The sequence below is a fragment of the Psychrobacter cibarius genome, from assembly GCA_030686115.1.
GTDB classification, from domain to species: Bacteria; Pseudomonadota; Gammaproteobacteria; order Pseudomonadales; family Moraxellaceae; genus Psychrobacter; species Psychrobacter cibarius_C.
This window is the reverse complement of the sequence record CP131612.1, coordinates 2,486,916-2,500,335: the sequence shown is the minus strand read 5'-3', so window position 1 is coordinate 2,500,335 and position 13,420 is coordinate 2,486,916. Positions and strand designations below refer to the sequence as shown.

11 protein-coding genes are annotated in these 13,420 nt (G+C 41.2%); 1 reads left to right on the top strand and 10 read right to left on the bottom strand.

The genetic code is table 11. The features are described from left to right. Positions 1 to 70: 70 nt before the first annotated feature. The 4 genes from Q6344_10605 to Q6344_10590 form a co-directional block, all read right to left on the bottom strand. Entirely contained in the window at positions 71 to 973 is a 903-nt protein-coding gene (locus Q6344_10605; protein WLG13049.1) for a sulfite exporter TauE/SafE family protein, read from the bottom strand. Between the two features lie 88 nt (positions 974 to 1,061). Beyond that, positions 1,062 to 3,365 (bottom strand): TonB-dependent receptor, encoded by a 2,304-nt coding sequence (locus tag Q6344_10600; protein WLG13048.1) that lies wholly within the window; start codon positions 3,363 to 3,365, stop codon positions 1,062 to 1,064. Between the two features lie 466 nt (positions 3,366 to 3,831). Then, a complete protein-coding gene (locus Q6344_10595) occupies positions 3,832 to 4,422 on the bottom strand; it encodes a hypothetical protein (GenBank protein ID WLG13047.1) in 591 nt (196 codons plus the stop codon). Between the two features lie 477 nt (positions 4,423 to 4,899). Then, entirely contained in the window at positions 4,900 to 5,289 is a 390-nt protein-coding gene (locus Q6344_10590) for a hypothetical protein (GenBank protein WLG13046.1), read from the bottom strand. Positions 5,290 to 5,769: 480 nt separating this feature from the next. Between Q6344_10590 and Q6344_10585 the strand changes: the two genes are divergently transcribed. After that, positions 5,770 to 6,090, top strand: a complete 321-nt coding sequence (locus Q6344_10585; GenBank protein WLG13045.1) for a hypothetical protein — start codon at positions 5,770 to 5,772, stop codon at positions 6,088 to 6,090. 136 nt (positions 6,091 to 6,226) lie between these two features. On the opposite strand, the gene Q6344_10580 is transcribed toward Q6344_10585, so the two are convergent. From Q6344_10580 to Q6344_10555, 6 genes are all read right to left on the bottom strand, one after another. After that, positions 6,227 to 6,934, bottom strand: coding sequence for a hypothetical protein (locus Q6344_10580; protein ID WLG13044.1), 708 nt, complete (start codon positions 6,932 to 6,934; stop codon positions 6,227 to 6,229). Between the two features lie 467 nt (positions 6,935 to 7,401). After that, positions 7,402 to 8,388: a 23S rRNA pseudouridine(2604) synthase RluF gene (rluF, locus tag Q6344_10575; protein WLG13043.1), complete on the bottom strand. Its 987-nt coding sequence runs from the start codon at positions 8,386 to 8,388 to the stop codon at positions 7,402 to 7,404. A gap of 614 nt (positions 8,389 to 9,002) precedes the next feature. After that, complete coding sequence (locus Q6344_10570; protein ID WLG13042.1) at positions 9,003 to 9,776, bottom strand: sulfite exporter TauE/SafE family protein; 774 nt, start codon at positions 9,774 to 9,776, stop codon at positions 9,003 to 9,005. A 216-nt stretch (positions 9,777 to 9,992) separates the two neighbouring features. Further along, a complete protein-coding gene (locus Q6344_10565; protein ID WLG13041.1) occupies positions 9,993 to 11,495 on the bottom strand; it encodes a tripartite tricarboxylate transporter permease in 1,503 nt (500 codons plus the stop codon). Between the two features lie 5 nt (positions 11,496 to 11,500). Beyond that, positions 11,501 to 11,956, bottom strand: a complete 456-nt coding sequence (locus Q6344_10560) for a tripartite tricarboxylate transporter TctB family protein (protein ID WLG13040.1) — start codon at positions 11,954 to 11,956, stop codon at positions 11,501 to 11,503. 118 nt (positions 11,957 to 12,074) lie between these two features. Continuing rightward, positions 12,075 to 13,115 carry a tripartite tricarboxylate transporter substrate binding protein gene (locus Q6344_10555; GenBank protein WLG13039.1) on the bottom strand — a complete coding sequence of 347 codons (1,041 nt, stop codon included), beginning with the start codon at positions 13,113 to 13,115 and terminating at the stop codon, positions 12,075 to 12,077. Positions 13,116 to 13,420: the final 305 nt, after the last annotated feature.

Sequence of the window (13,420 nt, the reverse complement as noted above, 5' to 3'; positions counted from 1 at the left end):
AGGGCACGCTAAAAATGCCCTATCTATGATTTAAACGTATCATTGCCTCCTATGTACATGAGAGACGTTTTTATTGCTCGTGATTCATTTGCTCGTGATTCATTTGCTCGTGATTCATTTGCTCGTGATTCATTTGCTCGTGATTCATTTGCTCGTGATTCATTTGCTCGTGATTCATTTGCTCGTGATTCATTTGCTCGTGATTCATTTGCTCGTGATTCATTTGCTCGTGATTCATTTGCTCGTGATTCATTTGCTCATGGTTCATTTGCTCATGGTTCATTTGCCCGTGTCCACCATGCATATTGGCCATGACCATCGGCACCGCTATGACGGCTAAGCCAGATAGCATCATGATTGCGCCATTCACTTGCCTTAGGCGCAAACGCCCAATTTGATTGCGCATCCAGTTGACCGTTTCGTGCGTGGCGACGAGCATGGGTACGGTTCCTAGACCAAAGACAAACATTAACACGGCACCTGTGAGCGGGTCATGACCGACGACCGCAATAAGTAATGCGCCATAAACGAGACCACAGGGTAAAAATCCCCATAATAAACCTGCTGTTAATGCTCGAGGAAAGGTGTTTAAGGGGAATACTTTCTGCCGCAGAGGTGATAAAGCTTGCCAAACATGCATACCAAGACGTTCAAGCCTGTTTAAAAAAGGCAACCCTAGCATGGTTAATCCTACAAATACCAAGACCAACCCTAGTAGAATGCGAGGTGTGCTATTGCCAACCATCAGAGGGGTTAATACCGTGGTGCCAATCACTCCAGCAATTAAGCCCAATAGGGCATAACTGAGTAAGCGCCCCAAATGGTAAGTCGCAATGAGACCGCGTTTTTTTGCTGGACTGGTTTCTTTCATCGATAGCCCAAATGCGGTGACGATACCGCCACACATACCTAAGCAATGCGGCGAACCAAAAAATCCCATTAAAAATGCTGCAATTAATAGTGCCATAGTCATGAAGGTGCTTCCTAAGATATAAAATAAATAAAATCCGTTGAAGGTTTAATCGTTATGTTAGTCAGTTAATGACCTATCTTAATGACACCTAAAACTTATAGTTGACACCCACATACAATGATCGTCCCGCGCCAGGAACGGCAGTACCCCAATTAGAACCGCTACCTATTTCGCCATTCATCGACATGGTTTTGCCTTGACCCATGTATGCGCCCCCTAGAGGTAGGGCATAGTTTTTATCGAATACGTTATCGATACCAGCCTCAATCGCTACCTCTTTAAACTGATAGCCTGTACTGAGATTTAAGAGACCATAACCCGCCGTTTTAATTTCGTTACGAGGGGTTGAGATATCATTTTTAGCCGAGACGCCCACCACTTCGATTTGGTTTGTCCAACCGTTATTTTCCCGATTCAGGGCAACACTGCCATTGAATGGCATGATGTTATATAAGTCTGAGCCGCTGTCTTTATTTTCCCCTTTGGTATAGCTTAAGGAGCCTACTATATTCCAGTATCCCCAAGCATTTGCTGCCAGCTCCCGATTGGCTGAGATATCTATGCCATATATCTCAGCATCTTGGTTGGTATAGCGCAGCACATTATATTGATTAGCTGTTTGAGTGCTAGCTGCTGTGTTTGCCATGGGGTTCCACTGTACGGCATCGACATAGTCGTCAATGTTTGAATAGTAAGGAGTGGCTTTAACGCCCCAGCTATCATCAGCACCGCGCCAGTCTAAGGTGGCAGATAGGGTGTTGGATTTTTCTGGGCGTAGATTAGGATCACCAAAATAGCCATTACCGTCACCAACGGTATTATTCATGATGGCCGCCATTTTCCAAGTGGACCAGGTATAGCGTTCATATAAGCTTGGCGTGCGTTCTTTGTGCGATAGACCTAAGGCTAGATTTTTTTGTGAATCAATGTCGTAGCGTGCGAGTGCAGTAATATCAAAGTTGTTATCAGTGGTTCGGCGGTCACTGGCATTAAAGTTAGCGCTATCTCGCACCTGATTGGTCATATTGTTTTGACCATCGATTTGATAGCCATGTACTTCATCAGCACTGGTACGTACGTTTTCATAGCGAGCGCCAAGCTGGGTGCTCCAGTCAGATGAGATATCTTTTTCCCATTCGCCATAGATACCGATACGCTGACGCTGACCATTGTTGATATTTTGAAAGTCGTTTGGCGACATCATACCGTCGCCAGATGCCGCCCACGTGTCATCGAGCGTGTAGTCTTGATATTCAGCACCTATATTGAGCGTGCTTTGGTTGGTTAAATCAATAATACCTTTAAGATTGGCACCGATGGTCTCGCTACTGGTGTACATCGGCATACCTTTGGCATTACCGTACACGAACTGTTTGTCTTCCCCAAAGTTCATATAGTGATCGACATCTTCATGATAGGCCTGTGCTTCTAACTGTCCCCAATTTAACTCGCTTTTGTAGCGCAAATTAATGCGGTCAAGCTGATTGTCAAGCATGTCCATCCGTTGATTTGGATATAACTCTTTTGGGATGTTTTGCCACAAATAAGTGCCTTGTAGCAGATGATTGCCGTTCTTATAAGCCACATCTACTGACTGGTTTTTGCTTTCATAGGCGGTTGAACCAACTTCGTCTTTCGCTAAGGTTTTACCAGCGTTCCCTGTCTCTGTATAAGATTTAAAATCACCACCAGCTTTATAATTATCCGCCTGCGCAAAGCTGCCTTTATAGGTGAGGCTAAGCTGCTCGTTTGCTGCTGTGGTAGATAAATTGGCACCATAAGCGTCACCATTACTACGATAAAATGTGCCAATTTCACCTGAAGTTAGTATGTCGCTATCCGTTGAAAACATAGGCTCTGCTGTTTCGACGACGATGGTGCCGCCAATACTATTACCACCGATACTCACAGGCGTCACACCTGCATAAACGGTGGTCTTGTCTATAGCGCTTGGCGCAATATAAGACAAGGGTGAGTTCATACTGTTTGGACAGGAGGCGATTGAGTCAACGCCATCCACTAAGATACGCAGACGGTTGTCCGCCAAGCCTCTCATCACGGGCAAGTTTGAGATACCACCGGCACTTTGGACATTTAGACCGGGTATTTTTGTCAGTATAGTGGCCGTATCACTGCTTGCCACTTGTTTGCTGTTAATAAATTTTTGATCAAGGTTTGCGGCTGTCCCGAGTGCATTGGTACTAGAGTGCTTATCCGCTGCTGTCGCATAAACGACGATTTCTGGCAATTGAATATGTGGCTCATCATCAGTAGTAGGCATGTGCGCCTTTACGGTTGTGGAATCCGCATAAGCGCTACTGATATGCAATAAAGACAAAGCTAAAACACTTAGTTTTAAAATAGGTACAGCGTTTATTGATGAAGATAACATCTTACTTTCCTAGAAATTTGCAAAAATATTTTATGAAATCGGTTATTCAGTTTTTACCAAGCTGTAATGTCAGCCAAGCCATTTATGGACTTAGACTAGGTGCTTACTGAATATTTTCCGATATAAATAGATAGCATTTTGAGCACAATATTATGAGCACAGTTTTGAGCGCAATGTTTTAGGCAAACGCATACAAGTGCCTCAATCAGAGCTCAAATGAGCGCGTTGATTGAGAGCATTGTCACTAATGCTCTAGGGCGTGTCCTCAATTCAATTGATTACTTTCGAAATGGGCTAAAAATGGCTAAATTTTGCCAAACATCATCAAATAGCTTATTAATATCTCGATATTATTTGCGCTACTTTTCTTGTTTGACGGCAATTTATCTCATGTTTATCACCATTTTTAAAATGAGGACACGCCCTAAAAATATTGGACTATAAATGTAGATAGTTATGTAGATAGTTATGTGAGTGTGACGGGAGGAGCGCGTGCGAGGGGTCGTAAAAAATTACTAGGAGAGTAGGTATGTGAGCGATACAAAAACGTAACTGAGACAGTAGACAGCTCAATCAAAGCCGAGTCAGTATGTGTAAAAGCGACTGGCAATAGTGCCGCAGACATGGCAGTGCAAAGGTCACAGCCAGTGTATTTTACGGCATCAGGGTTAGATTCAGAGCTTGCAACCTTATCTTTGCTATACAAAGCTTCGTGCGAAGGTGCGGCGTCAACCGTTATAACTGGCTCAACGGTCGCAGGCGATGCTAAAGATAAGGATGCATTATGATGAAGTAAATGACGGGCGGCACTATCAATGGGTATGTTGTGATTCGTTTGCGCAATATCAGTCTGTATTTGCTCATACTGCTTAGCTGCCGATACAATCGGTGCAAGCTCTGCACAGATACCATGACCTAAGTGGGCATTATCATCCCATAGAGGTGTGAGCAACAGCGTGATGTGCATGATCCAAGCAAAACATGCGACCAACATGCCGAACCACATCGTTACCGGTGATGAATATCGTAAAACAAGCTTACGGCGCTTAGTAGACATGATAGGGTCATCGTATTACCAGCATGCTGATGATGCATAGGTAACATTTATAAGTAAGAAGGTGTGCTAACTTGAAACGTCAGTTTAAAGCATTTTAGAAAGAATACTTAACAAAATAGACGTTATTCATTAACAATGCCATTCTAAGACAAGGGGTATGCTCTTTACAAGTCTTGTATAGAGATATATCGGGCATTCTAGAGAAATCGGTCACAGCGTCGTCATGTTTGCTCAGCCTGCTATTTGCCGTACCTTAATTTGCCGTATTATCCTTTGCTGTACCTATTCATCTTGTACTGAGAAGACTATATGACTGAAGTAGCTAGACGATAACCAAGCAAATGGGAAAGAGCTAATAAGACCCAGCGGAAAAGATAGGCTAATGTAATGCGGAGTGCGATTTTTTGTTTTACGCGACCAATGTTGATGGTGCTAGCGACTTAAAAATAGTGAAATTTTTCGGTAAAAAAGAACACTTTAACAACTATTGCTCTCTATATTGTTTTTTTCGATAATATCGATTTTTCTCTCTAATTCTATAATCTGTAACTTACAGCTCTTATAGTGATCTTCTTGATTGCCCTCTGTGTCTTTAAGGGTTTTTTGATAGATACGGTCGTACAGTGAGGTTAGAGCTTTTTTAATTGCTTTGATTTCTCTTGAGGATAAATCCATTTGCTTATCAAAATCAGGTGCTTTTATTTTTGCACATAGCTCAAAAAGTGTGAGATTAAAATCTTGATAGTATTGTTGCACTGAGTGTTCTTTTGATTGATCGCTATATTGGATGTTTTTTTTCATCAGAATGAGCAAAGCACTATCGATCAAGTTTTTTTCATAATCTGTCAAACATAAGTAATGGTTCATTACATCGATTCTCAGTTATTTCAAAATTTCTATTCAGAACGCCATAAGTGTGGCTACTTTAAAAAAATCCCAACTCCAACGACTCTTGCAAAATACTTATCTAGCCTGCTTAGTTTGGTCTTTACTCTTTAAAAGTCTTTATTGTGATGCGGCATATCGCTAATGGCTTTGAATAATCAACGCATTTTATAGGGTGGAAATGAAAGTATCGTGACAACGTCTACACTTTATAAAAAATATGCCAAAGCCAGTTACCCTAATCTATATATAAGATATCTTTTCATTCGCGATTACTTGCCCGTCTAGAAAAGCGCCAATATGACGCTTATAGCGTACCACTTAAGAAACCTTCCCTCATTAAGGTTACCTTTCTTTAATCTTCATAAATCTACTTAACGTTTGAATCATTTATCATTCTCGTTGTCGATAGAGCAAATTTTTATCATGATGCTTTTTATCACGTGAATGCTTTACTTGATATTGAGTAAGGCAGTTTCAACCACAACTCATAACCAATATGACTTTATACGAGAAAAAATAATGAAAAAAATAATGATAAGTTCAATGCTAGCCATTACTGCTTGCTTCACAATGGTTAGCCAAGCAAGTGCTGCGCCGCAAATTGCTAAGCATCATGTTGCTCAAGTGAAGCATCAAAAGGTCAATGCAAAGTTTGATAATAAACATCAGCATGTTAAAAAAAAGGCAGTAGTGTCAAAGCATCAATCAAAAAAACCAGCGGCTCATCTCAAAGCAAAAAGCAAGTATCAAGCTAAGCATACTCATGGACATCGTTCTTAATCGTTCAGCTGACTGATATAAAAATAGCGCCCATATTAGGCGCTATTTTTTTGTTTCGTTGTTATGTAATAAATGCTATGTGACGAAAGCTATGTAGCAAGGCTATATGATAAAGGGCATGTCACCATGATAATAGCTACTGACTGTTTAAAGTAACCGTCTTAGTACTACCATTACTACTAGGCTGACTCAGTGTCACTTTGCTTGCTAAAATATCGCCTTTGGCATTGATCTTATAGCATTCTGATGAGGTGCCTGCAGGGTCAAAGCTGAGTAATAGATTGCCTGAGGTTTCTATGCAGAACCATGCGGTATTATTCGTATCACGCGATAAAGACCAGTCTTGGTTATAAGTCCCTATCTTGTTACGCATGCTGCTATCGGCATAGACATTTTCCGTCAGTAGCTTACTAGAAGCGCCCACCGTCGCCACTTTAGGAATGGTGGTCGTCTGGTTAGATAGTGAGTATTTACCTGTACCGTCTGTAAAACCATGGAATATCAGTGGATTCAGGGTGAAGTAATTGATAGCGACTGATTGATTGGTGATTTGATTATTCATCTTATTGATGGTATTTATTTCGGTACCTTGTACAGACTTATTATTAAATACCATACTGCCTTTAGGCGTCACTTGAATCTCTGCTGACACGCTTTGACTGCCGACAACCGCAACTAATTTATCACTGCGTTGTTTGGTATAGATGTTGAGCATGGCAGTCTCAACAGGGTATTGAGTGACGATACCATTGACATTATTGTTTTGACCCGTGTTCCCTGTCATTCCACCAGCACAAGCGCTTAAACCCAGTCCTGCTGCAATACATAAACTTAGTGTCTTCATTATTTTGTCCTCAACTTTTAAATGTATGATTCGATATCTACTATAATCGAATTTTTAAATAATGACATCTGCTAACTGTCTTAGACTCTGCTATTTTTAGTCCGCCCAAACCAACGGTACTTCGTGAAATTATTGAGAGATTACTGAGAGAGTATTGGTACAAAGCGATGATAGTAGCCAACGATTTTATAGTATGGCAGCGCCGCAGCAATTATCACCAAATGTTCTATCAATATCGCATTAAGAGAGATTAATGACTTAATAGAGCAGGGGATGCCGCAAGAATTTCAAGCCTCAGTGTTTAGTACGAGTTATGAGTTGGCTTTATAATAAAAATTATTTGGTTGAGAGAATCTGCAGGCAACAAAAAGCCAGACAACTTAAATTGTCTGGCTTTTTGTGCAGTATTTCTTATCAGCTGTCTTAATTAGTTAACCATTACCCATCAATCTATGATCGCGATACTGCTACCGCTTAGAACTTCGACCTTTTGCAGGGCGCTTACCATTTGTAGCAGGTTTGCCATTGCCCACAGCCTTCTTGCCATTACCAAAAGGACGTCTATCTTTACCTTTAGAACCCGCTGGTTTTCTCGCATCATCCTTGGCGTGTTTCTTGTTGCCCTTTGCTGCCCCCGCTGATTTCGAAGACGTTTTTGTCTTTGATGAATCATCAGTACGAGCGTTTTTTCGTGGCGCATTACGAGGTTTCTTGCCCGGATTACTGGCATCTGAAGAAGAACCTTCTATGGACTTAAGTAAAACAGACAACTCTTTTTCGGTTAAATCTCGCCAATCTCCAACGGGAGTACCTTTAAGACTGATATTCATAATCCGCGTACGCTCAAGCTTCACCACTTCATAGCCAAAATGCTCACACATACGACGAATTTGACGGTTTAAACCCTGCACTAGCGTGATGTTAAACACCGTGGGTGCCACCTTAGTAACTGGGCATTTCTTGGTCATCTTCCCCAGCATTGGCACGCCACCAGCTAAACCCTCAATAAAACTATCTGTTATCGGCTTGTTCACCGTCACCAAATATTCTTTCTCGTGGTTATTACCAGCACGTAATACTTTATTAACCAAATCACCATTACTGGTCAAAAAGATTAAACCCTGAGAGTCTTTATCCAAACGTCCAATTGGAAAAATACGTGTACTATGTCGAACGAAATCAACAATATTATCTTTTTCTGAAGCTTCTGTGGTGCTCACAATACCTACGGGTTTATTCAAGACAATGAACACAAAATCATCCGCCTCTCGCGGCTCAATGAGTTGCCCGTTGACTTTTACCGTATCTCCAGCAACCACTTGATCGCCTACTTGAGCACGCTTACCATTGATGTATACATTACCTTGTTCAACAAAGCGGTCAGCGTCTCGCCTGGAGCAAATACCGCTTTCGCTGATGTATTTATTTAAACGAGTTGAGGAAGCGTTAAACATAAAGCACCGTTTTACCTGATAAGAAGCATTTTTTTACTAAGAAAAAAGCCTAAATTAAAGGGGTTATCAACAAAGAGATGGCTCACATTATATAGGAAATTCAATATCCATTTCGGGAGAGAAGGGCAAAACCTTAGAAATATATCCAGTATCGTATTTGCGCCTATTAAAATCAATATTATCCCAATTTTGTTTCTACGGATTTAACGGTAGAGGTCATACTTTATTCACTGATTTTTATCGCAAGCTGAGTACTAAGAAATGGGCAATGATGACCAGGTGTTCTATAGACCCAGTACTACGAAGTATCAATGATTTGATAGAGAAGGGGATGTTGGAAAAATCTGATGCTTCTGGGCGTAGTACAAATTACGAGGTTGCCTTGTGAACAAACTTGCTAGGGGTTTGAATTTTACTGTCCAGTTGGTTAGTTAGACTCTCTCAAGCTAGTTTCTACAGGATTGTCAGCATAGGTCAAGGATAACCAAGCTGAGTACATTTCAAAAAATGTATCATGTGCATGTGCTAAATTGGTAAGGATAAGCGATGTAAACTCACCGCGATTATCTATGTAAATTTGCTGTGAATAGTCACAGCATCGAATGAAAGGCTTATTAAAACAGCACATTCAGGTTTCTTATTATCATTATTACGCCACTGATAACCATTAGCATGAGTAGCATTATTCTAAACTGACTAATACTCATACCGGCCAAAAAGCGTTTGCCGATGATATTGCCAATAACGGCACCTAATCCTAAAACAATGCCATATACCCAAAGCTTGACGGTGAATATACCAAAAAAAGAATAGCTGCCGATTTGTACCATACCTACAAAAAAAGAATTAGCCGTTTTGGTAGCAATAAGGTTTTCTTTTTCTAGTCCAGCATTCATATAAAAAGGGTTAAGGATAGGGCCGAGACCGCCCACTAATGTGCTCATGAAAGCAATAATAAAGCCCAAAGGTATAAAACCTGCTTTTGGCATATCAAAAGTTTTATTTACCTTACCAAACTTATATTGGAATATGGTAGACACCAAAAACACGCCAACCAATAACTGGATCCAGTTTGCATCCAAACGACTAAAAACCAATGCTGCTAACCACGCACCGACAATGGCACTTGGTACATAGTATTTGGTCAACGACCAATCAATATCATTCCAGAATAAATATAGTCGAGATGTATTACTAATCAAAGTAGCCAAATTGATCACAGGTGGTGCAACCGCTGTCCCTATCATCCAGGAAGTGGCTGGTATCAGTAACATAGCACCGCCACCACCCGATATAGTAGAGATAATAAAAGCGGCCATGCCAGCGAAAAACAAGCCTACTAAATGCCAACTTGGGATGGATTGTAGTAAATCTAAAACAAGGAGCACTATAAAATCCTATTTCATGAGTGACATCAAGTGGTAGTAGTCAACTAAATCTGGCTAACTGATAAGAGGTTTTATTAGAGTAGCATTTTCATTCCTCTAGCAATTTCAACGCGTTCATTGAAAGTATCGGGTGTAACTATTTCCTAAAAAAATGGTGGTCATACATAGAGTATAACCACCACCGGAGAAGTATTTTGAGAACAGAGTAACTAAAACTTAAATAGCAGGCTTAAATTTTCTACGGTAGATACTACGTATAACTGGCATGAATACCATCAAAATAGCCAACAACCATAGCACTACTGTAATAGGGCTGCTCCATAAGATACTAAGCTCACCTTGAGAGATAGATAGGGCTCGTCTTAAGTTAGACTCCATGAGCTCACCCAATACATAGCCCAAAATAAGCGCTGATAATGGAAAATTTAGTTTACGTAAAAAGTAACCAAATACACCAAGTGCCACCATAAAGACCAAGTCAAAAGTCGTGCTATGGATAGAATATACGCCAACGAAACTGACCGCAGCAATGGCTGGTATCAAGATGTAGTTTGGTACATCAAGCAGTTTGGCGAATAAACCCACCAAAGGGATGTTCATGATTAGCAAAATCACGTTACAGATAAATAATGAGGCAATCAGACCCCATACGATATCTGGCTGCTCAGTAAATAACTGTGGACCCGGTGTAATGTTATATAACGTCAACGCACCCATCATGACTGCTGTCGTACCAGAACCTGGCACACCTAGCGTCAACATTGGCACAAATGAGCCACAAGCTGAGGCATTATTAGCTGCTTCTGGCGATGCAACACCGCGAAGATCACCATCACCAAAGGTTCCAGTATCACCAGCGATTTTACGTTCACTAGCATAAGTCATTGCACTGGCAATCGTTGCGCCTGCACCTGGTAAGATACCAACGACAAAGCCCATGAGACCACTACGTAGCATGGCTCCAAAAGCAAAAGTAAACTCTTTAAAATTTAATAGACTGCGCTTACCTTGTTCAATAACCTTGTGTCCCGTCGTGGTTTTTTCGAGCAAGATTAGAATTTCACTCACACTAAAGAAACCAATCACAATGGTAGTAAATTGAATGCCATCAGACAGATTAACCGAATCAAAGGTAAAGCGGTAAATACCAGTAACAGCATCAACCCCAACAGTTGCTAGACCAAGACCAATCAACGCGGCAATACCCGTTTTAACTGGCTGATCACCTACCAAACCACTTAAACACGTGATAGCAAATACCATCAGTACAAAATATTCAGCAGGTCCAAATGAGATTGCCCATTTGGCTAATAATGGCGCAAATAGCACCACGCCGATTGTCGCGATAGTGGCACCGACGAAAGAGCTGACAGCAGATAAAGACAGTGCAATACCAGCCTTGCCTTGTTTTGCCAATGGATAGCCATCCAAAGTCGTCATAATGGCGCCGGCATCACCGGGTACGTTAATGAGAATGGCAGAAATACGACCACCATATTCACAACCAAGATAAACGGCTGCTAGCAAAATGAGCGCACTCTCAGGCGGCAAACCAAGGGCAAAAGCAAAAGGCAGTAATATCGCTACACCGTTAATAGGACCGAGACCCGGCAACATACCCACAATCGTACCTAAAAAAGCTCCGATGAGTGCAAGAAGTAAGTTTTTTGGGGTAGATGCAACAGCAAAGCCATGCATCAAAAAATCAAAAGTATCCATATTGGCTATCCTATTATCCCTGACAACAATCCGAGTGGTAATTTGACATCTAAAAATAGGTCAAATAAGACATATAAGCCAATACTGATTAACACTGAAAAGATAAAACTCTTGAGAGGATTACCTGCAAACAGTAAACCTACGGCGAAAGACATCAGAATAGTGGCAAGAATAAAGCCCAATACTTCAAAAATGAGACCATAGACCAATAAGGCAAGCGCACATAAAATAAGATTACGGATGATCGTTTTATTTAAACCCAATTCAATCGCTTTAGTAAAACTGGCGGGACGAAAAGCAACGACTAAGCAGCCAAAGGCAAGCAGGGAAAAGATTAAAATAGGGTAAGGACGAGGACCAATTGGGTCATAAGCAATAGGGGCAACATAACCAATGGCTAAGTATATTAAGAATATACTGACCAGTGCCATCAGCCCGGAAAACAAACGTTCCATTGTCATAAGGAGCATTCCTTGAATTTTGGAGCAAAAGGCTGACAGATAGATATCCTGCCAGCCCTTTGAGAAATACCAAAATATTTGATATTCAATTGCTAAAGGTTATTAAATCTCAACGTAACTATTTGGTTGGTGCTGCTTCAACAAGACCATATTCAGCAGATAACTCGCGTAGTTCGCCCGTACGTTTATAAACGTAGGCTTGTAGCTCATCGCCAGTCATAGAGAAAGGCAGCAATTCTTGTTGCTCACGTATTTCAGCGAATTTCGGATCAACAAGCATCTTATCGAAAGCCTCTTTCCACCAGTTATAAGCACTAGGGCTTACGTCTGGACCCATGTAGTAACCACGAACGACTGGCCAGGTCACATCATAACCTTGCTCTTTCGCAGTAGGAATATCGGTCATCGTGCCGCCCAATCTTTCATCTGCAAATACTGCTAATACACGTAATTTACCTGCATTGGCTTGCGGCATAATCTCGGCAATACCAGCACTAACGACCGTAATATGATTACCCATCACCGCTGTGATCGCCTCGCCGCCGCCTTCCATGGCCACATAGGTCATGTCACTAGGCTTGACACCGACGGCTTTGGCTAAAATGGCCGTTTGCATCCAATCTTGGCCACCAACGCTACCACCAGCACCGAAGCTGATAGCTTTTGGATCTTTTTTGAGCTCAGCAACTAAGCCGGCCAAATCTTTAATAGGAGAGTCTGCATTGACCGCGATAGCGCCATAATCAGTACCAACACCCGCGAGCCATTTCACATCTTTTTCAGTGAACTTACCAAATTTACCTTGCGATAAATTAAGGATAGAGCCGGTAGAGAAGGCAATAATTGCATCGCCATTGTCACGATCATTGGCAACGATTTTGTTATAAGCAACAGCGCCGACGCCGCCTGGCATATAGGTGACGCGCATAGGATCTTTTAAGATGCCAGTATCTCTTAAGCCAGCTTGGGCAAGCTTACAAGTCAAATCAAAGCCGCCGCCCGGTTTGGCAGGTGCGATACATTCTGGACGTGAAGGGGCAGTGAGCTCAGTTGAGCCATCTGCGGCAGTCGCATCTGTACTGGCAGTTTCGTTTGCATTGTTACAAGCGGTCAAAGATAGGACAGACAGGCCAAGAGCCAGATAGGATAGTTTTTTCACACGACACTCCTTGTGTGTATTTTTACAGTAAAAATTCAATAGAGTTTTGGCCAAAATATAAAGTTATTACAGGTGAAGGTAGCATTCGATTAATGTGTCTCATTAACTTCATAAACGTATGCTTTTCATTACTATGCAAAAGTAACAGAATATTTTAAAAATAACAAGAAACATATGTATGTATATATGAATTTTATAGTAATATATTAAATTGAAGGCAGCATAAGGTCTCCTGTTATAGCAATATGCAGGATGAATAAATGATATTGATTTCTTCGAAAAAAATATTTAAATTAATTAAAACA

Excerpts from the sequence above, each read along its gene's own strand:
- Q6344_10590 (WLG13046.1), bottom strand. The coding sequence starts at position 5,289 with ATGAACCATTACTTATGTTTGACAGATTATGAAAAAAACTTGATCGAT.
- Q6344_10565 (WLG13041.1), bottom strand. The coding sequence starts at position 11,495 with ATGGATACTTTTGATTTTTTGATGCATGGCTTTGCTGTTGCATCTACC.
- rluF (WLG13043.1), bottom strand. The coding sequence starts at position 8,388 with ATGTTTAACGCTTCCTCAACTCGTTTAAATAAATACATCAGCGAAAGC.
- Q6344_10560 (WLG13040.1), bottom strand. The coding sequence starts at position 11,956 with ATGACAATGGAACGTTTGTTTTCCGGGCTGATGGCACTGGTCAGTATA.
- Q6344_10595 (WLG13047.1), bottom strand. The coding sequence starts at position 4,422 with ATGTCTACTAAGCGCCGTAAGCTTGTTTTACGATATTCATCACCGGTA.
- Q6344_10600 (WLG13048.1), bottom strand. The coding sequence starts at position 3,365 with ATGTTATCTTCATCAATAAACGCTGTACCTATTTTAAAACTAAGTGTT.
- Q6344_10580 (WLG13044.1), bottom strand. The coding sequence starts at position 6,934 with ATGAAGACACTAAGTTTATGTATTGCAGCAGGACTGGGTTTAAGCGCT.
- Q6344_10605 (WLG13049.1), bottom strand. The coding sequence starts at position 973 with ATGACTATGGCACTATTAATTGCAGCATTTTTAATGGGATTTTTTGGT.